Origin of the sequence: Allobosea sp. RAF48 (genome assembly GCF_052114025.1) — a bacterium.
In the GTDB taxonomy this organism is placed as follows: domain Bacteria; phylum Pseudomonadota; class Alphaproteobacteria; order Rhizobiales; family Beijerinckiaceae; genus Allobosea.
Window position 1 is genome coordinate 1 of sequence record NZ_JBFRDZ010000032.1, and the last position, 21,370, is coordinate 21,370.

16 protein-coding genes, 1 tRNA gene and 1 pseudogene are annotated in these 21,370 nt (G+C 64.9%); all 18 read left to right on the forward strand.

The genetic code is table 11. The features are described 5' to 3' along the window. A partial coding sequence (locus AB4Z10_RS29330; RefSeq protein WP_465247582.1) for an EF-Tu C-terminal domain-related protein occupies positions 1-153 on the forward strand: 153 nt, incomplete at its 5' end. 190 nt (positions 154-343) lie between these two features. Continuing rightward, complete coding sequence (locus AB4Z10_RS29335; RefSeq protein ID WP_441473931.1) at positions 344-1,243, forward strand: dihydrodipicolinate synthase family protein; 900 nt, start codon at positions 344-346, stop codon at positions 1,241-1,243. A 61-nt stretch (positions 1,244-1,304) separates the two neighbouring features. Beyond that, positions 1,305-1,380 (forward strand) — tRNA-Trp (locus tag AB4Z10_RS29340). A 52-nt stretch (positions 1,381-1,432) separates the two neighbouring features. Then, positions 1,433-2,164: a class I SAM-dependent methyltransferase gene (locus tag AB4Z10_RS29345; RefSeq protein ID WP_441473932.1), complete on the forward strand. Its 732-nt coding sequence runs from the start codon at positions 1,433-1,435 to the stop codon at positions 2,162-2,164. 163 nt (positions 2,165-2,327) lie between these two features. Then, on the forward strand, positions 2,328-2,522 hold the full coding sequence (secE, locus tag AB4Z10_RS29350; protein WP_441473933.1) for a preprotein translocase subunit SecE: 195 nt from the start codon (positions 2,328-2,330) through the stop codon (positions 2,520-2,522). Positions 2,523-2,536: 14 nt separating this feature from the next. Then, on the forward strand, positions 2,537-3,070 hold the full coding sequence (gene nusG / locus AB4Z10_RS29355) for a transcription termination/antitermination protein NusG (protein WP_265059856.1): 534 nt from the start codon (positions 2,537-2,539) through the stop codon (positions 3,068-3,070). A 105-nt stretch (positions 3,071-3,175) separates the two neighbouring features. Next, on the forward strand, positions 3,176-4,789 hold the full coding sequence (locus AB4Z10_RS29360; RefSeq protein WP_441473934.1) for a methyl-accepting chemotaxis protein: 1,614 nt from the start codon (positions 3,176-3,178) through the stop codon (positions 4,787-4,789). After that, positions 4,786-5,370, forward strand: a complete 585-nt coding sequence (locus AB4Z10_RS29365) for a cytochrome b (protein ID WP_441473935.1) — start codon at positions 4,786-4,788, stop codon at positions 5,368-5,370. The genes AB4Z10_RS29360 and AB4Z10_RS29365 overlap by 4 nt, the downstream gene beginning before the upstream one ends. A gap of 155 nt (positions 5,371-5,525) precedes the next feature. Continuing rightward, complete coding sequence (gene rplK, locus AB4Z10_RS29370; protein ID WP_441473936.1) at positions 5,526-5,957, forward strand: 50S ribosomal protein L11; 432 nt, start codon at positions 5,526-5,528, stop codon at positions 5,955-5,957. Between the two features lie 13 nt (positions 5,958-5,970). Next, complete coding sequence (gene rplA / locus AB4Z10_RS29375) at positions 5,971-6,669, forward strand: 50S ribosomal protein L1 (protein WP_441473937.1); 699 nt, start codon at positions 5,971-5,973, stop codon at positions 6,667-6,669. A 513-nt stretch (positions 6,670-7,182) separates the two neighbouring features. Continuing rightward, positions 7,183-7,698 (forward strand): 50S ribosomal protein L10, encoded by a 516-nt coding sequence (gene rplJ, locus AB4Z10_RS29380; protein ID WP_441473943.1) that lies wholly within the window; start codon positions 7,183-7,185, stop codon positions 7,696-7,698. A gap of 52 nt (positions 7,699-7,750) precedes the next feature. Beyond that, positions 7,751-8,131: a 50S ribosomal protein L7/L12 gene (gene rplL, locus AB4Z10_RS29385; protein ID WP_441473938.1), complete on the forward strand. Its 381-nt coding sequence runs from the start codon at positions 7,751-7,753 to the stop codon at positions 8,129-8,131. A gap of 252 nt (positions 8,132-8,383) precedes the next feature. Next, positions 8,384-12,505, forward strand: a complete 4,122-nt coding sequence (rpoB, locus tag AB4Z10_RS29390; protein WP_441473939.1) for a DNA-directed RNA polymerase subunit beta — start codon at positions 8,384-8,386, stop codon at positions 12,503-12,505. 110 nt (positions 12,506-12,615) lie between these two features. After that, on the forward strand, positions 12,616-16,800 hold the full coding sequence (rpoC, locus tag AB4Z10_RS29395) for a DNA-directed RNA polymerase subunit beta' (RefSeq protein WP_441473940.1): 4,185 nt from the start codon (positions 12,616-12,618) through the stop codon (positions 16,798-16,800). A 434-nt stretch (positions 16,801-17,234) separates the two neighbouring features. Continuing rightward, positions 17,235-17,606: a 30S ribosomal protein S12 gene (rpsL, locus tag AB4Z10_RS29400; RefSeq protein WP_038358286.1), complete on the forward strand. Its 372-nt coding sequence runs from the start codon at positions 17,235-17,237 to the stop codon at positions 17,604-17,606. 73 nt (positions 17,607-17,679) lie between these two features. Then, positions 17,680-18,150 carry a 30S ribosomal protein S7 gene (gene rpsG, locus AB4Z10_RS29405; protein WP_441473941.1) on the forward strand — a complete coding sequence of 157 codons (471 nt, stop codon included), beginning with the start codon at positions 17,680-17,682 and terminating at the stop codon, positions 18,148-18,150. 33 nt (positions 18,151-18,183) lie between these two features. Next, positions 18,184-20,259, forward strand: coding sequence for an elongation factor G (fusA, locus tag AB4Z10_RS29410; RefSeq protein ID WP_441473942.1), 2,076 nt, complete (start codon positions 18,184-18,186; stop codon positions 20,257-20,259). A 51-nt stretch (positions 20,260-20,310) separates the two neighbouring features. Next, positions 20,311-21,370, forward strand: a pseudogene (gene tuf / locus AB4Z10_RS29415) (elongation factor Tu); the annotation flags it as partial.

The window sequence follows — 21,370 nt, forward strand, 5'->3', positions numbered from 1 at the left end:
CCTGAGGGCACGGAGATGGTGATGCCGGGCGACAACATCTCGATGGAGGTGACGCTGATCGCCCCGATCGCGATGGAAGAGAAGCTGCGCTTCGCCATCCGCGAAGGCGGCCGCACCGTCGGCGCCGGCGTCGTCGCTTCGATCATTGCCTGATCGACGCGCATAGCGATTTGGGAAGGGGCGGTGGCGACACCGCCCCTTTTCTGTTGCGACAAGCCTTTTTAGCCCATGCCGTGAATGCAGGGGCGGCTTCGGTCGCATGGGCTGCGCGGGCCTGTGATTCCGTGCTCTCAATCGCTGCGAGAGAGCGGATCAGCCGCTCCGGCCGCGGAGGAGCCTGCCCATGTCGTTCAAGCCGCCCTTTCCGGGCATCCATTCAATCGTCTTCGCCTTGTTCGACGAGCATGAGCGGCTCGACCGGGCGGCGATGCGCAAGCAGGCTGAGATCAGCGTCGAGCTCGATGTGCAGGGCATGGCGGCTCTGGGGCTTGCCACCGAAGTCTCGAAGCTGAGCTTCACCGAACGCTGCATGGTGATGGAGTGGATGGCGGAAGATGTCGCTGGCCGGAAGCCGCTTGCCTTCACCATCTTCGGCTCCTCGGTGGCGGAGCAGGCCGAGCTTGTGAAGGTCGCGGAGAAGAATCGCRCCGACTGGGTGATTCTGCAGCCGGCGATGGTCGGCAGCTTCAGCGCGGCCGAGTACATCGACTTCTTCGGGCGCATCGCCGAAACGACTTCCCTGCCGGTCGCGATCCAGAACGCGCCGGCCTATATGGGGCGTGGCCTGTCCGCCGAGGACATTCGCGAACTGACGCGCCGGCATCCGAACATCAGCCTGATCAAGGGCGAGGGTTCGGTCGTCGAGATCGAGCGGCTGATCGCGGTGACCGAAGGGCGGCTGCCGATTCTGAACGGGCGCGGCGGGCTCGAACTCATCGACAGTTTCCGGGCCGGCTGCAGCGGCATGATCCTGGCCCCCGACACGATCGACTACGCTCTGCGGGCCTATAACCGCTACAGAGCCGGGGACGAGGCCGGAGCGGATGCTGCCTATCGCGAGGTATTGCCGGCGATCACCTTCATCATGCAGTCGATCGAGACGCTGATCTGCTATGGCAAGCGCATCTTCGGCGCGCGCGCCGGCATCCCGATCCACGACCGCGGACCGGCACTCAGGCCGACGGAGTTCGGGCTGAAGCTGGTCGAGCGCTACGCCCGCGAACTCGGTCCCTACAGCAAATGAGGATGACGCGCGATTTCGACTTGAAATGCGCAGCGCCTTGGGGCACATGACGACCAGCTACAGGGGTGTAGCTCAGTTGGTAGAGTACCGGTCTCCAAAACCGGTTGTCGTAGGTTCGAGCCCTACCGCCCCTGCCAGTCGCACTTCGGGTGACTGGTGTGCAGACCGCCATGCGGCTCTCCGAGCGCCATGACCCAGAACATCTACGACGACGAGACTTTCTTCGCGGGCTACAGCCAGCTGCCGCGTTCCGTCCACGGGCTGGACGGCGCACCGGAGTGGCCGGTGCTGCGATCCATGCTGCAGGGACTGCGGGGCAAGCAGGTGCTCGACCTCGGCTGCGGCTTCGGCTGGTTCAGCCGCTTCGCGGCGGGCGAGGGGGCCGGGAGCGTGCTCGGCGTCGACGTTTCCGCCAGGATGCTGGAGCGGGCGCGGCGGGAGACCGGTGATTCCCGTGTTCTGTACGAGCGTGCCGATCTCGAAAGCTACGCGCCGCAGGCTGATGCCTTCGACCTCGCCTATAGTTCGCTCGCCTTCCACTACATTGCCGATCTCGCCGGGCTGCTCGCGCGCGTGCATGCGGCACTGAAGCCGGGTGGCGCGATGGTCTGCTCGGTCGAGCATCCGATCATGACGGCGCCGGTCCGGCAGGAATGGCTCGCCGATGCCGATGGCCGGGCGACCTGGCCGGTCAACGGCTATCTCGACGAGGGCGAGCGCGTCAGCAACTGGCTGGCCGAGGGCGTGGTCAAGCGCCACCGCACCATCGCGACCTATCTCGATCTGCTGCTGGGCGCCGGCTTCACGCTCGGCAAGCTGGTCGAATGGGCTCCGAGCCCGGAGCAGGTTGCCGCCGAGCCCGGCTGGGCGAAGGAGCGCGAGCGGCCCTTCTTCCTGCTGATCGCGGCGCGCCGGAGCTGAGCGGCCCGCGACCCGAAAGGGTCTTGGCTAACGACGCCAAGCGATGTAAGAGGCTTGTCATGACGGCGCGCGACCCTCCCCGGGTCCCGCGCCGCGAATGTTTCAGGACGGCCGATTCGGCGCGCGGCGGGGCTGCGGGCGGGATCGGAACCCGAGGTGGTTCATGGCGAAATCCAATCCCTTCCAGTTCCTGCAGGATGTGCGCACGGAAGCGTCCAAGGTCACCTGGCCTTCGCGCCGCGAGACGTTGATCACCACGGGCCTCGTGCTCGCCATGGTGGTCGTCTCCAGCCTGTTCTTCCTCTTCACCGACACCGTCATCCGCTGGGTGCTCGGCATCATCCTCGGCGCCCGTTGAACGGAATTACGAACGTGAGCACCCGCTGGTATATCGTCCACGCCTATTCCAACTTCGAGAACAAGGTCGCCCAGTCGATCCGCGACCAGGCCGCGCAGCGCAACCTCGCCGACAAGTTCGACGAGGTGCTGGTGCCGACCGAGAAGGTCGTCGAGGTTCGCCGGGGCCGCAAGGTCGACACCGAGCGCAAGTTCTTCCCGGGCTATGTGCTGGTGAAGTGCGAGATGACCGACGAGGTCTACCACCTCATCAAGAACACGCCGAAGGTCACCGGCTTCCTCGGCGCCGACAAGGCCAAGCCCATGCCGATCCCGGAGCATGAGGCGATGCGGATCAAGGGCCAGGTCGCCGAGGGCATCGAGCGCCCGAAGCCGACGATCGTTTTCGAGGTCGGCGAGCAGGTCAAGGTCGCGGACGGCCCCTTCGCCTCGTTCAACGGCGTCGTCGAGGATGTCGACCATGCCCGTGCCCGCCTCAAGGTCGCGGTCTCGATCTTCGGCCGCGCCACGCCGGTCGAGCTGGAATACGGCCAGGTCGAGAAGCTCTGAGCCCGCAGGGCGTTTCCGGTCGGTTTATAGCGGCTTCCGTTAGGTTAATCGGCCTTTAACACAACTGCGCCAAGGCTCTGCGTCGGTAATCCGACGCAGGGCGCAATGTTTCCCAGTTTCTTCAAGGCCACGGTTCGCCAGCGGTTGACGCTCTGGGCGTCGATGCTCGGCGTTCTCGCCTGTGTGTTCGGCATCGCCGAGACGATCGGCTCCCTCAAACTCGCTGGCTTCGCCAGGGCGCTCGCTGTCCATACCGATGCGGTGGCCGTGCTCTCGGAAACGGACGCTGCCTTGAGCCGCATCGTCGTGACGATCGTCTCGGGGGGCGACCGCGGCGCTCTGCCAAGCGACATCGAGGCCTTGAAGGCAGCGATGAAAGCAGTCGCCGCGCGCAGCCAGGGCGAAGTTGCCGCCCGCGCGGAGGAAGCCGTCCAGGGGCTGGAGGCGTTTTCATCGAAGCTGGGAGCCGATGCCACGGTCGCGCGCGGGGCACTGCGCAAAGCCGTCGAGCAGCGCAACGAGCTGCGCGTTCGGCTGAACGCGGCGGTGGCGGGCGTCAGCGAGGCGCTTGGCGCGCATGTCGAGAGCTCAAGGCAGAACACAGTGCTGCTGGCGGGGCTCGGTCTCTTCCTGGTCACCCTGATCATCGCCTTCGAATATCGCTGGCTGGTGCGCCCGATCTCGACCATGGCTGCGGCTCTCTCCGCGCCGGGCGAGGATGCCGGCTGGGTGCAGAAACTCGCTCGCCGCGGCGACGAGATCGGCATGCTCGGCCGGGCACTGCATTCGCATCTGTCGGACGAACAGACGAAACAGGAGGCCGCGAAGGAGCGCCTCGCCTCGCTGGCCGGAGAGGTGGAGCGGCAGCGGGCGCTGCGCGTCAGAGGGCAGGCCTTCCAGGGCAACATCGCCGGCATCGCCACGGCGCTGGAAACCCATGCCGCGAGCATGACCGACGCATCGAACGAGCTCTCGCAGCTCTCCGGCTTCGTCGATCAGCATGCCGGCGCGGCGGCGCAGTCGAGCCAGCGCGCGGCCAACCATGTCGAGCAGATGTCCTCGTCGCTGAACGAGATCGCCGAGCTGCTCGCGACGACTGCCGGCGAGGCGCAGCGGACCTCGGGCATTGCGAACGCCGCAAAAACGCTGGTCGAGGAGGCGACGGATGACAGCGTGCTGCTGCGCGAAGCTGTCGGATCCATCTCCGCCGTCGTGACGCTGATCAGCACGGTCGCCAACCAGACCAATCTGCTCGCGCTCAATGCGACGATCGAGGCTGCAAGGGCCGGCGAGAGCGGGCGCGGTTTCGCGGTGGTGGCCGCCGAGGTGAAGCAACTCGCCAACCGGACCGCGGAAGCGACCGGGCAGGTGCGGCAGGGGCTCGATTCGATCGGGACGGCGGCCGAGCGGATCATCGGACGCATTGGCGCCCTCGTTGCCTCGGTCAATGACGTCGAGGCCGCTGCCGACTCGATCGCCGAACTGGCACGCAGGCAGGACGACACCTCCCGCACGATCAATATCGGTACCGCCCAGACCGCCAGCGATGTGCGCGGCATGGCCGAGCAGGTCGAGCAGGTGGCCGGCATGATCGAGGACTGGCGCCGGATGACTGAGCGGATGGCGCGGGCCTCTGCCGACATCGATGGTCAAGCCGCAGCTTTACGGCAGGCCGTCGACGGCTTCATGACCGATACGCAAGGCGTGCAGCACGCATGAGGATGCCGGCCGCTTCTCCGAAGATCACGACCGCCCGTCGATCGCGGACAGGCGACCATGGGTTTCCGCGCCTCGCCAAGCCGCTGCACTGGGGCACGGCGGTGCTGGTCTTGGTGCTGTTCTGTATCGGGATACTGATGAAGGAAATCGGGGGCGGCGCCTGGGCGGACGCACTCATGACGTTCCACAAGACGGCCGGTTTCCTGCTGCTGCTTCTGGTCCCGGTTCGGCTCGCCTATCGGCTTCTGGCGCGCCTGCGCGGGCGCTGGGCACGCAACGCTGGCGGGCGGGCGGTCCATCGGATTCTATACGCCCTGCTGGTCGCGATCCCGTTGCTCGGCCTGGCGGGCGTGTCCGATTTCGGCGCACGCGAGATCTACGGCGGAATTTCGCTGCCGGCGATATGGCCGGAAGGTGCCGGCTATGCGCATATGCTGTTTCGCAGCCACGCGGTTCTGGCCTTCGTGCTGGTGGGTCTGGTCGCGGTGCATATTTGCCTGGCGCTCGATGACTACATCCAGGATGCCTCGCAGGCGGAGGCGGCAAAGCCCTCTTCCCTTTCCAGCCCATCTGTGCCATAGGCCGGCCTCAACCGCGTGGAAGACGCGCCGGTCGCCAGCCGGATCAAACACGTCGCACCACGCACTGCAACCACCCCGGCCCCGACGGAGAACGTCGACGGGCAGGGGCGTCGTCGTTCCGATAGGCAGCGGAGCGGACGGCAGGAGCAGCCATCATGGCAAAGAAGATCACGGGCTACGTGAAGCTTCAGGTTCCGGCGGGCGCGGCCAATCCGTCGCCGCCGATCGGTCCCGCGCTCGGTCAGCGCGGCCTCAACATCATGGAATTCTGCAAGGCCTTCAATGCGAAGACCCAGCAGATGGAAAAGGGCATGCCGATCCCGGTGATCATCACCGCGTATCAGGATCGCTCCTTCACCTTCGAGATGAAGCAGCCGCCGGTCTCGTACTGGCTGAAGAAGGCCGCTGGCCTGACCTCCGGCTCGAAGACCCCGGGCCGTGGCGGCAACGTCGGCAAGGTGACCGCTGCGCAGATCGCCGAGATCGCCGAGAAGAAGATGGCGGATCTCAACTGCGACACCGTTGAATCGGCTTCGGCCATGATCCGTGGCTCGGCCAGGTCCATGGGCCTGGAAGTCGTGGGCTGAGGGGAGGCTGACAATGGCACATGTCGGAAAGCGCGTCGTCAAGGGCCGTGATGGCATTGACCGCACCAAGCTCTATTCGCTCGATCAGGCTGTCACGTTCGTCAAGGAGCGCGCCAACGCGAAGTTCGACGAGACCGTCGAGATCGCGATGAACCTCGGCGTCGATCCGCGTCACGCAGACCAGATGGTCCGCGGCGTCTGCAACCTGCCGAACGGCTCGGGCCGTACGCTGCGCGTCGCCGTGTTCGCTCGTGGCGCCAAGGCCGATGAGGCCAAGGCTGCGGGCGCTGACATCGTCGGCGCTGAAGAGCTCGTCGAGTCCGTTCAGAAGGGCGAGATCAACTTCGATCGCTGCATCGCGACCCCGGACATGATGGGTCTCGTCGGTCGTCTCGGTAAGGTGCTCGGCCCGCGCGGCCTGATGCCGAACCCGCGCGTCGGCACCGTCACCATGGACGTCACCGCCGCCGTCGCTGCTTCGAAGGGTGGTTCGGTCGAGTTCCGCGTCGAGAAGGCCGGCATCATCCACGCCGCCGTCGGCAAAGCCTCGTTCTCGGCCGAGAAGCTCTCGGAGAACATCAAGGCGTTCGTCGACTCGGTCGCCAAGGCGAAGCCCGCCGGCGCCAAGGGCACCTATATCCAGCGCGTCGCGATCTCGTCGACCATGGGTCCGGGCGTCAAGGTCGAGCCGAACACCGTCATCGGCGGCTGATCTCAGGGAAGGGCGGCCGGATCGCCGGCCGTCCGCCCGCTCTTGATTTCGTGAAGTCAAGAGCCTACTTGGCAGAAGCAGGCGAAAGCGCTATACGCACGCCTGTTTCCATAAGTGACGAGGCTCCGGCGTGCTTGACACGAAGGGGTCCGTTTCGCGTTTTTCGGCGGGTTTCCGCTGAAGAAATGGGTGTTTCAAGGTCGGGAGAGTGATCTTTCGAGCAGGAATCACCCAGTCCTGTCTGAGACTGCAGGTGCCTTCCCGGTTCGTCCGGGAGCATAATTTCGCCAAGAGGCCTGCATAGACGGTGCAAGAGCTTAGTCCCGGATCGCGAGGTCCGGAAAAGACGGTTCGAACCATCTCGCCTGGTCGTGGCCCTCGAGGGGGCCGGGAGCGGGGACAGGGCACCAAGCGTCGCTTCACGGGGCGCCGGTGTCAACCGGGGTTCCAGGAAGCGGCATTTGCAACCGGCGGCGAGCCTTCAAAAGCTTGTCGCCTACCGGAGAGAGCCCAGTGGATAAAACGGCAAAGAAAGATGCCGTCGCGTCGCTGAACGAGGTGTTTGCGAACACTTCGGTCGTCGTCGTGGCCCACTATGCGGGCTTGACCGTGGCCCAGTTCCAGAAGCTTCGTCGCGAGATGAAGGCGAATGGCGCCACTGTTAAGGTCGCAAAGAACCGGCTGGCCAAGATCGCTCTTGAAGGCACCGACGTCGCGTCCATCAGCAAGTTGCTGACGGGTCCCACCCTGATCGCTTATTCCAACGATCCGGTCGCGGCGCCGAAGGTCGCCACCGCTTTCGCCAAGGAGAACGACAAGCTCGTCATCCTGGGCGGCGCGATGGGCACGACCGCCCTGAACCCCGATGGTGTCAAGGCTCTGGCCACGATGCCCTCGCTCGACGAACTGCGTGCCAAGTTGGTCGGCCTTATCCAGGCCCCGGCCACGAAGCTTGCGCAGCTCTCGACTGCGCCGGCTGCGAAGCTCGCGCGGGTGTTCCAGGCATATGCCGACAAGGATGCGGCCTGAACGGCCAGCTGATCCCGATATCGTTCGAACCTCTTACACGTAGGAACCCAAAATGGCCGATCTTACCAAGCTCGTCGACGAGCTGTCGTCGCTCACCGTTCTCGAGGCCGCCGAGCTCGCGAAGCTCCTCGAAGAGAAGTGGGGCGTTTCCGCCGCCGCCGCCGTCGCCGTTGCGGCTGGCCCGGCCGCTGGTGGCGCTGCCGCCGCTGCTGTCGAAGAGCAGACCGAGTTCACCGTTGTCCTGGCTTCGGCCGGCGACAAGAAGATCGAGGTGATCAAGGAAGTCCGCGCCATCACCGGCCTGGGCCTCAAGGAAGCCAAGGACCTGGTCGAAGGCGCTCCGAAGCCGGTCAAGGAAGGCGTTGCCAAGGACGAGGCCGAGAAGCTCAAGAAGCAGCTCGAGGCCGTCGGCGCCAAGGTCGAGCTCAAGTGAGCTTGGGCCGGCTGATGCCGGTCCGACCGTAGTCAATATCGACAGTCCCGGGGCAGCTACGCCTCCGGGGCTGTTGCGTCGTTTCCGCGCTGGTGCGCGGGAGTTGTTGTCGAGGCTTGCTGCAACCGTGCGGCGCAGTTTCGATGGAAATGCATGGGCGGCGCGATGCGGCGCCGAACGGCTCACCCGGCGGCCTATGGCTGCCGTCACGGACCACCGGGTGAGCCGTCCGAAGAGATTGCGAGGAACAACATGGTCAATTCGCTCCAGGGTCGCAGGCGCGTCCGCAAGTTCTTCGGCAAACTCAAGGAAGTGGCGCAGATGCCGAACCTCATCGAGGTTCAGAAGGCGTCCTACGACCAGTTCCTGATGGTTGACGAGCCCAAGGGCGGTCGCCCCGACGAAGGCCTGCAGTCCGTCTTCAAGTCGGTCTTCCCGATCGGCGACTTCTCCGGCGCGTCGCTGCTGGAGTTCGTGAAGTACACCTTCGAGCCGCCGAAATACGACGTCGACGAGTGCCGCCAGCGCGGCATGACCTTCTCGGCGCCGCTCAAGGTGACGCTGCGCCTGATCGTGTTCGATATCGATCCGGACACCCAGGCCAAGTCGGTCAAGGACATCAAGGAGCAGGATGTCTACATGGGCGACATGCCGCTCATGACGGATAACGGCACCTTCATCGTCAACGGCACCGAGCGCGTCATCGTCTCGCAGATGCACCGTTCGCCGGGCGTGTTCTTCGACCACGACAAGGGCAAGACCCACTCCTCGGGCAAGCTGCTCTTCGCCGCGCGCATCATCCCGTATCGCGGTTCCTGGCTCGACATCGAGTTCGACGCCAAGGACATCGTCTATGCCCGCATCGACCGGAAGCGTAAGATCCCGGTCACCTCGCTGCTGTTCGCGCTCGGCATGGACGGCGAGGAGATCCTCAACCGCTTCTACAACCACATCACCTACACCAAGGACGCCAAGGGCTGGCGCGTTCCCTACGATGCGGAGCGCATGAAGGGCTTCAAGGCCTCCGAGGACCTGATCGACGCCGATACCGGCGAGGTCGTGGTCGAGGCCGGCAAGAAGCTCGTCGCCCGCACCGCCCGCCAGCTCGCCGAGAAGGGCCTGAAGTTCCTGCGCGCGCAGGACGAGGACCTGTACACCCAGTACATCGCGGAAGACCTGGTCAACCCGATGACCGGCGAGGTCTATGCCGAGGCCGGCGAGGAGATCACCGAGAAGCTGCTGAAGCAGCTGACCGATGACGGCTTCGACGAGATCCCGGTGCTGGACATCGACCACATCACCGTCGGCCCCTACATCCGCAACACGCTCAACGTCGACAAGAACTCGCGCCGCGAGGAAGCCCTGTTCGACATCTACCGCGTGATGCGCCCGGGCGAGCCGCCGACCCTCGAGACGGCTGAGAACATGTTCCAGTCGCTGTTCTTCGACGCCGAGCGCTACGACCTCTCCGCCGTCGGCCGCGTGAAGATGAACATGCGCCTCGACCTCGACGCCGAGGACACCGTGCGCATCCTGCGCAAGGAGGACATCTTCGCGGTCGTCAAGGCGCTGGTCGACCTGCGCGACGGCAAGGGCGAGATCGACGACATCGACCATCTCGGCAACCGGCGCGTGCGCTCGGTCGGCGAGCTGATGGAGAACCAGTATCGCCTGGGCCTGCTGCGCATGGAGCGCGCCATCAAGGAGCGCATGTCCTCGGTCGACATCGACACGGTGATGCCGCAGGACCTGATCAACGCGAAGCCCGCGGCTGCGGCCGTGCGCGAGTTCTTCGGCTCGTCGCAGCTCTCGCAGTTCATGGACCAGACGAACCCGCTTTCGGAAGTCACTCACAAGCGCCGCCTTTCGGCGCTTGGCCCGGGTGGTCTGACCCGCGAGCGCGCCGGCTTCGAGGTGCGCGACGTGCACCCGACGCATTACGGCCGCATCTGCCCGATCGAGACGCCGGAAGGTCCGAACATCGGCCTGATCAACTCGCTCGCCACCTTCGCGCGGGTGAACAAGTACGGCTTCATCGAGAGCCCGTATCGCCGCATCCGCGACGGCAAGGTCACGGACGAGGTGATCTATCTCTCGGCGATGGAAGAGGCGAAGTACAACGTCGCCCAGGCGAACGCCGCCGTCGACAAGGAAGGCCGTCTGACGGACGACCTGATCGTCTGCCGCCGCGCCGGCGAGGTCATCGTCACGCCGGTCGACAAGGTCGACTTCCAGGACGTGTCGCCGAAACAGCTCGTTTCGGTTGCCGCGGCGCTGATCCCGTTCCTCGAGAACGACGACGCCAACCGCGCGCTGATGGGCTCGAACATGCAGCGCCAGGCGGTGCCGCTGGTTCGCGCCGACGCGCCCTTCGTCGGCACCGGCATGGAAGCGGTCGTCGCCCGTGACTCGGGTGCCGCCATCGCGGCCCGCCGCGCCGGCATCGTCGACCAGGTCGACGCGACCCGTATCGTCATCCGCGCTTCGGAGGAGATGGATCCGACGAAGCCGGGCGTCGACATCTACCGTCTGCAGAAGTTCCAGCGCTCGAACCAGTCGACCTGCATCACGCAGCGCCCGCTGGTGCGCGTCGGCGACGTCGTCAAGAAGGGCGACATTGTCGCGGACGGCCCGTCGACCGAGTTCGGCGAGCTCGCGCTCGGCCGCAACGTGCTCGTCGCGTTCATGCCGTGGAACGGCTACAACTTCGAGGACTCGATCCTTCTCTCCGAGAAGATCGTCTCCGAGGACGTCTTCACCTCGATCCATATCGAGGAGTTCGAGGTCATGGCCCGCGACACCAAGCTGGGCCCTGAGGAAATCACGCGCGACATTCCGAACGTTTCGGAAGAGGCGCTGAAGAACCTCGACGAAGCCGGCATCGTCTATATCGGCGCCGAGGTTGCGGCGGGCGACATCCTCGTCGGCAAGATCACGCCGAAGGGCGAGAGCCCGATGACCCCGGAAGAGAAGCTGCTGCGCGCCATCTTCGGCGAGAAGGCTTCGGACGTCCGCGACACCTCGCTGCGCGTTCCGCCCGGCGTGCAGGGCACGATCGTCGAGGTCCGCGTGTTCAACCGCCACGGCGTCGACAAGGACGAGCGCGCCCAGGCGATCGAGCGCGAGGAGATCGAGCGTCTTGCCAAGGACCGTGACGACGAGCAGGCGATCCTGGACCGCAACACCTTCGCGCGTCTGGCCGAGATCCTGACCGGCAAGACCGGTCTCGCCGGCCCGAAGGGCTTCAAGAAGGACACGGTCATCACCCGCGAGGTGATGAGCGAGTTCCCGCGTTCGCAATGGTGGCTGTTCGCGACCGCCGAAGACTCGCTGATGACCGAGATCGAGGCGATGCGGAAGCAGTACGACGAGTCGAAGAAGCGCCTTGAGCAGCGCTTCCTCGACAAGGTCGAGAAGCTGCAGCGCGGTGACGAACTGCCTCCGGGCGTGATGAAGATGGTCAAGGTCTTCGTCGCGGTGAAGCGCAAGATCCAGCCGGGCGACAAGATGGCCGGCCGTCACGGCAACAAGGGCGTGGTCTCGCGCATCGTGCCGGTGGAGGACATGCCGTTCCTCGAGGACGGTACCCATGCCGACATCGTGCTGAACCCGCTCGGCGTGCCCAGCCGCATGAACGTCGGACAGATCCTGGAGACCCATCTGGGCTGGGCCGCCGCCGGTCTCGGCAAGCAGATCTCGCAGGCCCTCGACGCCTACAAGAAGACGAACGACTTCAAGGCGCTGAAGGCTCAGTTCGACGCCGTCTACGAGGACAATGAGATCATTGCCTCGATGGACGAGAACGAACTCGTCGAGATGGGCCAGAACCTGCGCCGTGGCGTGCCGGTGGCGACCCCGGTCTTCAACGGTGCCAAGGAAGCCGATATCGAGCGGCTGCTGGAGCAGGCGGGCCTGCACTCGTCGGGTCAGTCGACCCTCTATGACGGGCGCACGGGTGAACCCTTCGACCGCAAGGTCACGATGGGCTACATCTACATGCTGAAGCTGCACCACCTCGTGGACGACAAGATCCACGCCCGTTCGATCGGCCCGTACTCGCTCGTCACCCAGCAGCCGCTGGGCGGCAAGGCGCAGTTCGGCGGCCAGCGCTTCGGCGAAATGGAGGTCTGGGCGCTCGAGGCTTACGGCGCCGCCTACACGCTGCAGGAGATGCTGACGGTGAAGTCGGACGACGTCGCGGGCCGCACCAAGGTCTACGAGTCGATCGTGCGCGGCGAGGACAACTTCGAGGCAGGCATCCCCGAGAGCTTCAACGTTCTCGTCAAGGAGATGCGTTCGCTCGGCCTCAACGTCGAGCTGATCAACAACAAGGTGAAGCCGGGCGAGTTGCCGCCGGCCGAAGCGGCCGAGTGAGCCGTTAACCAAGCCTTGGATAGATGCCGGCGGCACTGATGCCGCCGGCCGACGGAATTTACGAGCCGGGCAGGGCGGCCCTAGCCCCCGCCGGCGGAAGGAGACAGGCGATGAAGCAAGAGGTCATGAACCTTTTCGGCCAGCAGCCGGTCCAGCAGGCCTTCGACGCGATCAAGATCTCGATCGCGAGCCCGGAGAAGATCCTGTCCTGGTCCTATGGCGAGATCAAAAAGCCGGAGACCATCAACTACCGCACGTTCAAGCCGGAGCGTGACGGCCTGTTCTGCGCCCGCATCTTCGGGCCCATCAAGGACTACGAGTGCCTGTGCGGCAAGTACAAGCGCATGAAGTTCAAGGGCGTCATCTGCGAGAAGTGCGGCGTCGAAGTCACGCTCGCCCGCGTTCGGCGCGAGCGCATGGGCCATATCGAGCTCGCCGCCCCGGTGGCGCATATCTGGTTCCTTAAGTCGCTGCCCTCGCGCATCGGCCTGCTGATGGATATGCCGCTCAAGGACCTCGAGCGCATCCTCTACTTCGAAAGCTACGTCGTCATCGAGCCGGGCCTGACCCCGCTCAAGGACCGTCAGCTGCTGTCGGAGGAGGAGTACGTCCGGGCTCAGGAGGAGTACGGCGCGGACACCTTCACCGCCATGATCGGCGCGGAAGCCATTCGCGAGATGCTGCGCGCGCTCGACCTCGACCAGATCAACGCCGATCTGAAGCATGAGATCGCGACGACGACGTCGGAGCTGAAGCCCAAGAAGCTGATGAAGCGCCTCAAGATCATCGAGGCCTTCCAGGAGTCGGGCAACAAGCCGGAATGGATGGTGATGACCCAGATCCCGGTCATCCCGCCGGATCTGCGTCCGCTCGTGCCGCTCGACGGCGGCCGCTTCGCGACCTCGGACCTGAACGACCTCTACCGCCGCGTCATCAACCGCAACAACCGCCTGAAGCGGCTGATCGAGCTGCGCGCGCCGGACATCATCATCCGCAACGAGAAGCGGATGCTGCAGGAGTCGGTCGACGCCCTGTTCGACAACGGCCGCCGCGGCCGCGTCATCACGGGCGCCAATAAGCGCCCGCTGAAGTCGCTCGCCGACATGCTGAAGGGCAAGCAGGGCCGCTTCCGGCAGAACCTGCTCGGCAAGCGCGTCGACTACTCGGGCCGTTCGGTCATCGTCGTCGGCCCGGAGATGAAGCTGCACCAGTGCGGCCTGCCGAAGAAGATGGCGCTCGAGCTGTTCAAGCCGTTCATCTATGCGCGCCTCGACGCCAAGGGTTATTCGACCACGGTCAAGCAGGCCAAGAAGCTCGTCGAGAAGGAGAAGCCGGAGGTCTGGGATATCCTGGACGAGGTCATCCGCGAGCATCCGGTGATGCTGAACCGCGCGCCGACGCTGCACCGCCTCGGCATCCAGGCCTTCGAGCCCGTGCTGATCGAGGGCAAGGCGATCCAGCTGCACCCGCTGGTCTGCGCCGCCTTCAACGCGGACTTCGACGGCGACCAGATGGCTGTGCACGTCCCGCTGTCGCTCGAGGCGCAGCTGGAAGCGCGCGTGCTGATGATGTCGACCAACAACATCCTGCACCCAGCGAACGGCATGCCGATCATCGTGCCGTCGCAGGACATCGTGCTCGGTCTCTACTATCTCTCGATCGTCTCGGACGGCGAGCCCGGCCAGGGCAAGGTCTTCGGCGATTTCGGCGAACTCGAGCATGCGCTGCACGAGAAGGTCGTGACGCTGCATTCGAAGATCAAATATCGCTGGACCGGCACCGGCAAGGACGGCAAGCCGTACACGAAGATCTACGACACCACGCCGGGCCGCGTGATCCTCTCGACCGCGCTGCCTGACCACCCGGCCGTATCCTTCGACGTCAGCAACCGCCTGATGACCAAGAAGGAAATTTCCGGAATGATCGACGCCGTGTATCGCGGCTGCGGTCAGAAGGAATCGGTGATCTTCTGCGACCGCGTCATGGCGCTGGGCTTCCGTCACGCCTTCAAGGCCGGCATCTCCTTCGGCAAGGACGACATGGTCGTGCCGGAGAACAAGTGGCAGATCGTCGACACGACCCGCGCGCTCGCAAAGGACTACGAGCAGCAGTACCAGGACGGCCTGATCACGCAGGGCGAGAAGTACAACAAGGTCGTCGACGCCTGGGCGAAGTGCTCCGACAAGCTCGCCCAGGAGATGATGGCCCGCATCTCGACCGTCCAGAAGGACGAGACCGGCCGCGACAAGCAGATCAACTCGATCTACATGATGTCGCACTCCGGCGCCCGTGGTTCGCCGGCGCAGATGCGCCAGCTCGCCGCCATGCGCGGCCTGATGGCCAAGCCGTCGGGCGAGATCATCGAATCGCCGATCATCTCGAACTTCAAGGAAGGCCTCGACGTTCTCGAGTACTTCAACTCGACCCACGGCGCCCGCAAGGGCCTCGCCGACACGGCGCTCAAGACGGCCAACTCCGGCTATCTCACGCGCCGTCTCGTCGACGTGGCGCAGGACGCGATTATCTCCGAGGTGGATTGCGGCTCGGATAACGGCATCAAGATGCGTGCCATCGTCGATGCCGGCCAGATCGTGGCCTCGCTCGGCATGCGCATCCTGGGTCGCGCCGCGGCCGAGGACGTCGTCGACGTCGAGGGCAAGGTCCTCGTCGCCAAGGGCGTCGTGATCGAAGAGAGCGACATCGCCAAGATCAATGCCGCCGGCGTCCAGGAGGTGAAGATCCGTTCGGTTCTCACCTGCGAGACCAAGAACGGCGTCTGCGCCACCTGCTACGGGCGCGATCTGGCCCGCGGCACGCCCGTCAACATGGGCGAGGCCGTTGGCGTCATCGCGGCGCAGTCGATCGGCGAGCCGGGCACGCAGCTTACCATGCGTACCTTCCACATCGGCGGCGCGGCCACCATCGCCGACCAGTCCTTCGTCGAGTCGAACTTCGAAGGCACGGTCAAGATGCGCAACCGCAACGTCGCGCGGAACTCGGACGGCGACCTGATCGCCATGGCGCGGAACATCGCCATCGTGATCGTCGGCCCGGACGGCGCCGAGCGCGCGGTCCATCGCGTCCAGTTCGGCTCGAAGCTGCGCGTGGACGAGGGTGACAAGGTCAAGCGCGGCCAGCGTCTGATCGAGTGGGATCCCTATTCCCGCCCGATCCTGGCGGAAGTGGACGGCAAGGTCGGCTACGAGGATCTCGTGGACGGCATGTCGATCACGGAGACGACCGACGAGGCGACCGGCATCTCGAAGCGCGTCGTCATCGACTGGCGCGGTTCGGCCCGTACGGCCGATCTCAAGCCGGCGATGGTGATCTTCGGCGCGGACGGCAAGGTGGCGAAGCTCGCCCGTGGTGGCGAGGCCCGCTACATCCTGCCGGTCGACGGCATCATCTCGGTGGAGCCGGGCCACGCGATCAAGGCCGGCGACGTGCTCGCCCGTGTCTCGACCGACTCGGCCAAGACCCGCGACATCACCGGCGGTCTGCCGCGCGTCGCGGAGCTGTTCGAGGCGCGTCGTCCGAAGGATGCGGCGATCATCGCCGAGAAGTCGGGCGTCATCGGCTTCGGCAAGGACTACAAGAACAAGCGTCGCGTCACGCTGACGCCGCATGACGGTTCCGACGGGGTCGAGTACCTGATCCCGAAGGGCAAGCACATCCATCTCCAGGAAGGCGATGTCGTGGAGGTCGGCGACTACATCCTCGACGGAAACCCGGCGCCGCACGACATCCTTGCGATCAAGGGCGTCGAGGAGCTGGCGGCTTATCTGGTCAACGAAATCCAGGAGGTCTATCGCCTCCAGGGCGTGACCATCAACGACAAGCACATCGAGGTCATCGTCCGGCAGATGCTGCAGAAGGTCGAGATCACGGAGTCGGGCGACAGCGACATCCTGACCGGCGACCAGATCGATCGTATCGAGCTGGAAGAGGTCAACGCGAAGCTGCGCGAGGAGGGCAAGAAGCCGGCTTCCGGCGTGCCGGTCCTGCTCGGCATCACCAAGGCGTCGCTGCAGACCCGCTCCTTCATCTCGGCGGCGTCGTTCCAGGAGACCACTCGCGTCCTCACGGAGGCGGCGGTCAACGGCAAGTCCGACATGCTCGAAGGCCTGAAGGAGAACGTCATCGTCGGCTCGCTCATCCCGGCCGGCACCGGCGCCCAGGTCGCCCGCATCAAGCAGGTGGCCACGCGTCGCGACGATCTCATCGTCGGCCAGAAGGCGGACGCGGCGGCGAAGGCCGCCAAGGAAGCTGCAGCGGTCCTGCCTGCTGCGGAGTAAGAATCGCCGGAGCAATCTTCGGTAATCATCGGAAAGGCCGCCCCCTCCGGGCGGCCTTTTTGTTTCACGGTAAGGCAGGCACCGGCGTAACCTACCCGAACCCCGCAAAACAACGGCCTTTTCGGCGGTTTCGGGGTTGACGCGAATCCTTCTGTGAGTCATAAGCGCGCCACTGTCGACGGTTGTCGGACACGTTTGTCGCTTGCGCCAGATTCGCAAGCGAGTTTCGCGACCGAAACTCCGTCGGAATTCCAGCGTCGAACGACGACATGGCAAGACGCATGAACGCGGGTTTCCCGTGTTCCTCTGCATGGCGAGCGCGCCTGAGGCCCCTAAAGGGAGCCGATGGCGCGGCTTCGTTTATGTCATGGCCTCGCTCGCCCTGGGAGATTGACCAGAGAATTTCCAAACGCTCAGTGGGGCGAGAGGCCAGAATGCCGACAATCAGCCAGCTCATCCGCAAGCCGCGCTCACCCGTGAAGGCGCGTAACACCGCCCCGGCGCTCGAGTCGTGCCCGCAGAAGCGCGGCGTCTGCACGCGCGTTTATACGACGACCCCGAAGAAGCCGAACTCGGCGCTCCGCAAGGTTGCCAAGGTTCGTCTGACGAACGGCTTCGAGGTGATCGGCTACATTCCGGGTGAAGGTCACAACCTTCAGGAGCACTCGGTCGTCATGATCCGTGGCGGCCGCGTGAAGGACCTTCCCGGCGTGCGCTATCACATCCTGCGCGGTGTGCTCGACACGCAGGGCGTCAAGAACCGCAAGCAGCGCCGTTCGAAGTACGGCGCGAAGCGTCCGAAGTAATTTTCTGCCAGGCCGGCGGGGTCGTTCGATCCGAGCCGGTCCGCAGCGTTCCAGATTGACCGGAGACTAGACGATGTCCCGCCGCCACAGTGCCGAAAAGCGCGAAGTTATCCCGGACCCGAAGTTCGGCGATATCGTCGTGACCAAGTTCATGAACTCCGTGATGTACGAAGGTAAGAAGTCGACCGCCGAGCGGATCGTCTACGGTGCCTTCGATATCATCGAGAGCAAGACCAAGAGCGAGCCGCTCGGCGTCTTCAAGTCGGCACTCGAGAACGTCGCTCCGGCGATCGAGGTCCGCTCCCGCCGCGTCGGCGGTGCGACCTATCAGGTTCCGGTCGAGGTTCGCACTGAGCGCCGCCAGGCGCTTGCGATCCGCTGGCTGATCGCTGCCGCTCGCGGCCGCAACGACAAGACCATGGTGGAGCGCCTGTCGGCCGAGCTGATGGACGCCGCCAACAACCGCGGCAACGCCGTGAAGAAGCGTGAAGACACGCACCGGATGGCGGAAGCCAACCGCGCCTTCTCGCACTACCGCTGGTAAGCGGCGCGCCGAACCGAGACACAGAGCACGATCATGGCCCGTTCCCATCCCATCGACCGTTATCGCAACTTCGGCATCATGGCCCACATTGATGCCGGCAAGACGACGACGACCGAGCGCATCCTCTACTACACCGGCAAGTCCCATAAGATCGGCGAAGTCCATGACGGCGCCGCGACCATGGACTGGATGACGCAGGAGCAGGAGCGTGGCATCACGATCACCTCGGCTGCGACGACCTGCTTCTGGCGCGACAACCGCCTGAACATCATCGACACCCCCGGCCACGTCGACTTCACCATTGAGGTCGAGCGTTCGCTGCGCGTTCTCGACGGCGCCGTCTGCGTTCTCGACGGCAACCAGGGCGTCGAGCCCCAGACCGAGACGGTCTGGCGCCAGGCCGACAAGTATGACGTTCCGCGCGTCGTCTTCGTCAACAAGATGGACAAGATCGGCGCCGATTTCTATCGCTGCGTCCAGGACATCATCGACCGCGTCGCCGGAAAGCCCGTCTGCCTGCAGATTCCGATCGGTTCGGAGTCCAACTTCGCGGGTGTCGTCGACCTCGTGAAGATGAAGGCGATCGTCTGGAACGGCGAAGCGCTCGGCGCCTCGTTCGAGGAGCAGGACATCCCGGCCGACCTTGCTGAGAAGGCCGCCGAGTACCGCTCGAAGCTTGTCGAGGCCGCCGTCGAGATGGACGACGCCGCGATGGAAGCCTATCTCGAAGGCACCGAGCCGGACGCCGATACCCTGCGTCGCCTGGTGCGCACCGCTGTGCAGCGTCGTGCGTTCCACCCCGTCCTCTGCGGCTCGTCCTTCAAGAACAAGGGCGTGCAGCCGCTGCTCGACGCGGTCGTCGACTATCTGCCCTCGCCGGTGGATCGTGGCGCGGTCGAAGGCATCGACTTCAAGACCGAAGAGCCGACCGTCCGCAATCCGACGGACGAGGATCCCTTCGCGATGCTCGCCTTCAAGATCATGGACGACCCCTTTGTCGGCACGATCACCTTCTGCCGCATCTATTCGGGCAAGGTCGAAGCCGGCCAGGGCGTGATCAACTCCACCCGCGACAAGAAGGAGCGCGTTGGTCGCATGCTCCTGATGCATGCGAACAACCGCGAGGACATCAAGGAGGCTTATGCCGGCGACATCGTCGCCCTGGCCGGCCTCAAGGACGTCCGCACCGGCGACACGCTCTGCGATCCCGCCCAGGCGGTCATCCTGGAGCGCATGGAGTTCCCCGAGCCGGTCATCACGATCGCGATCGAGCCGAAGTCCAAGGCCGACCAGGAGAAGTTGGGCCTCGCCCTGTCGAAGCTCGCGAACGAGGATCCGTCCTTCCGCGTGTCGACCGACCAGGAGAGCGGCCAGACCATCCTGAAGGGCATGGGCGAGCTCCATCTCGACATCAAGGTCGACATCCTGAAGCGCACCTACAAGGTCGACGCCAATATCGGCGCGCCGCAGGTTGCGTATCGCGAGACGCTGACCAAGAAGGCCGAGGTCGACTACACCCACAAGAAGCAGACCGGCGGCACGGGCCAGTTCGCCCGCGTCAAGCTCGTCATCGAGCCGAACGAGACCGGCAAGGGCTTCGAGTTCGAGTCGAAGGTCGTCGGTGGTTCGGTGCCGAAGGAGTATATCCCCGGCGTCGAGAAGGGCCTGAACTCGGTCATCGGCTCGGGCGTTCTCGCCGGCTTCCCGGTTGTCGACGTCAAGGTCACGCTGATCGACGGCGCCTTCCACGAAGTCGACTCGTCGGCCCTGGCCTTCGAAATCGCCTCCCGTGCAGCGCTGCGCGAAGGTCTGCAGAAGGGCGGCTCCGTGCTGCTCGAGCCGATCATGAAGGTCGAGGTCGTGACCCCGGAAGACTATACCGGTTCGGTCATCGGCGACCTGAACTCGCGTCGCGGCCAGATCCAGGGCCAGGACATGCGCGGCAACGCCGTCGTGATCAATGCGATGGTTCCGCTGGCGAACATGTTCGGCTACGTCAACCAGCTGCGTTCCTTCTCGCAGGGCCGCGCGAACTACACGATGCAGTTCGACCACTACGAGCAGGTGCCGTCGGCGGTCGCCGCCGAGGTTCAGGCCAAGTACGCCTGAGCTCCGCACCGAACCGACTGAACATTTGAACAAGATCTGACGGAGGCTACGATGGCCAAAGAGAAATTCGCTCGTACGAAGCCGCACTGCAACATTGGCACGATTGGTCACGTCGACCATGGCAAGACGTCGTTGACGGCTGCGATCACGAAGGTTCTGGCGGAGTCGGGCGGCGCGTCGTTCACGGCGTATGACCAGATATCACGGGCGCGGCGCAGATGGACGGCGCGATCCTTGTGGTGTCGGCGGCCGACGGCCCGATGCCGCAGACCCGCGAGCACATCCTGCTGGCGCGCCAGGTCGGCGTTCCCGCGCTGGTGGTGTTCATGAACAAGGTCGACCTGGTCGACGACGCCGAGCTGCTGGAGCTCGTCGAGATGGAGATCCGCGAGCTTCTGTCGAAGTACGACTTCCCCGGCGACGACATCCCGATCACCAAGGGCTCGGCCAAGGCCGCCCTCGACAACGTCACGCCGGAAATCGGCCATGACGCGGTGATCGCGCTGATGAAGACGGTCGACGACTACATCCCGCAGCCGGAGCGCCCGATCGACCAGCCGTTCCTGATGCCGGTCGAGGACGTGTTCTCGATCTCGGGCCGTGGCACGGTGGTGACCGGCCGCGTCGAGCGCGGCATCGTCAAGGTCGGCGAGGAAATCGAGATCGTCGGCCTGAAGGACACCGTGAAGACGACCGTCACGGGCGTCGAGATGTTCCGCAAGCTGCTCGACCAGGGCCAGGCGGGCGACAACATCGGCGCGCTGCTGCGCGGCACGAAGCGCGAGGACGTCGAGCGCGGCCAGGTGCTGTGCAAGCCGGGCTCTGTGAAGCCGCACACGAAGTTCAAGGCCGAGGCCTACATCCTGACGAAGGAAGAGGGTGGCCGTCACACGCCGTTCTTCACCAACTACCGCCCGCAGTTCTACTTCCGCACGACGGACGTGACCGGCGTGGTGACGCTGCCTGAGGGCACGGAGATGGTGATGCCGGGCGACAACATCTCGATGGAGGTGACGCTGATCGCCCCGATCGCGATGGAAGAGAAGCTGCGCTTCGCCATCCGCGAAGGYGGCCGCACCGTCGGCGCCGGCGTCGTCGCTTCGATCATTGC

Excerpts from the sequence above, each read along its gene's own strand:
- rpoC (WP_441473940.1), top strand. The coding sequence starts at position 12,616 with ATGAAGCAAGAGGTCATGAACCTTTTCGGCCAGCAGCCGGTCCAGCAG.
- rplL (WP_441473938.1), top strand. The coding sequence starts at position 7,751 with ATGGCCGATCTTACCAAGCTCGTCGACGAGCTGTCGTCGCTCACCGTT.
- rpoB (WP_441473939.1), top strand. The coding sequence starts at position 8,384 with ATGGTCAATTCGCTCCAGGGTCGCAGGCGCGTCCGCAAGTTCTTCGGC.
- rpsL (WP_038358286.1), top strand. The coding sequence starts at position 17,235 with ATGCCGACAATCAGCCAGCTCATCCGCAAGCCGCGCTCACCCGTGAAG.
- rplK (WP_441473936.1), top strand. The coding sequence starts at position 5,526 with ATGGCAAAGAAGATCACGGGCTACGTGAAGCTTCAGGTTCCGGCGGGC.
- rplA (WP_441473937.1), top strand. The coding sequence starts at position 5,971 with ATGGCACATGTCGGAAAGCGCGTCGTCAAGGGCCGTGATGGCATTGAC.
- AB4Z10_RS29360 (WP_441473934.1), top strand. The coding sequence starts at position 3,176 with ATGTTTCCCAGTTTCTTCAAGGCCACGGTTCGCCAGCGGTTGACGCTC.
- rpsG (WP_441473941.1), top strand. The coding sequence starts at position 17,680 with ATGTCCCGCCGCCACAGTGCCGAAAAGCGCGAAGTTATCCCGGACCCG.
- fusA (WP_441473942.1), top strand. The coding sequence starts at position 18,184 with ATGGCCCGTTCCCATCCCATCGACCGTTATCGCAACTTCGGCATCATG.
- AB4Z10_RS29365 (WP_441473935.1), top strand. The coding sequence starts at position 4,786 with ATGAGGATGCCGGCCGCTTCTCCGAAGATCACGACCGCCCGTCGATCG.
- secE (WP_441473933.1), top strand. The coding sequence starts at position 2,328 with ATGGCGAAATCCAATCCCTTCCAGTTCCTGCAGGATGTGCGCACGGAA.
- AB4Z10_RS29345 (WP_441473932.1), top strand. The coding sequence starts at position 1,433 with ATGACCCAGAACATCTACGACGACGAGACTTTCTTCGCGGGCTACAGC.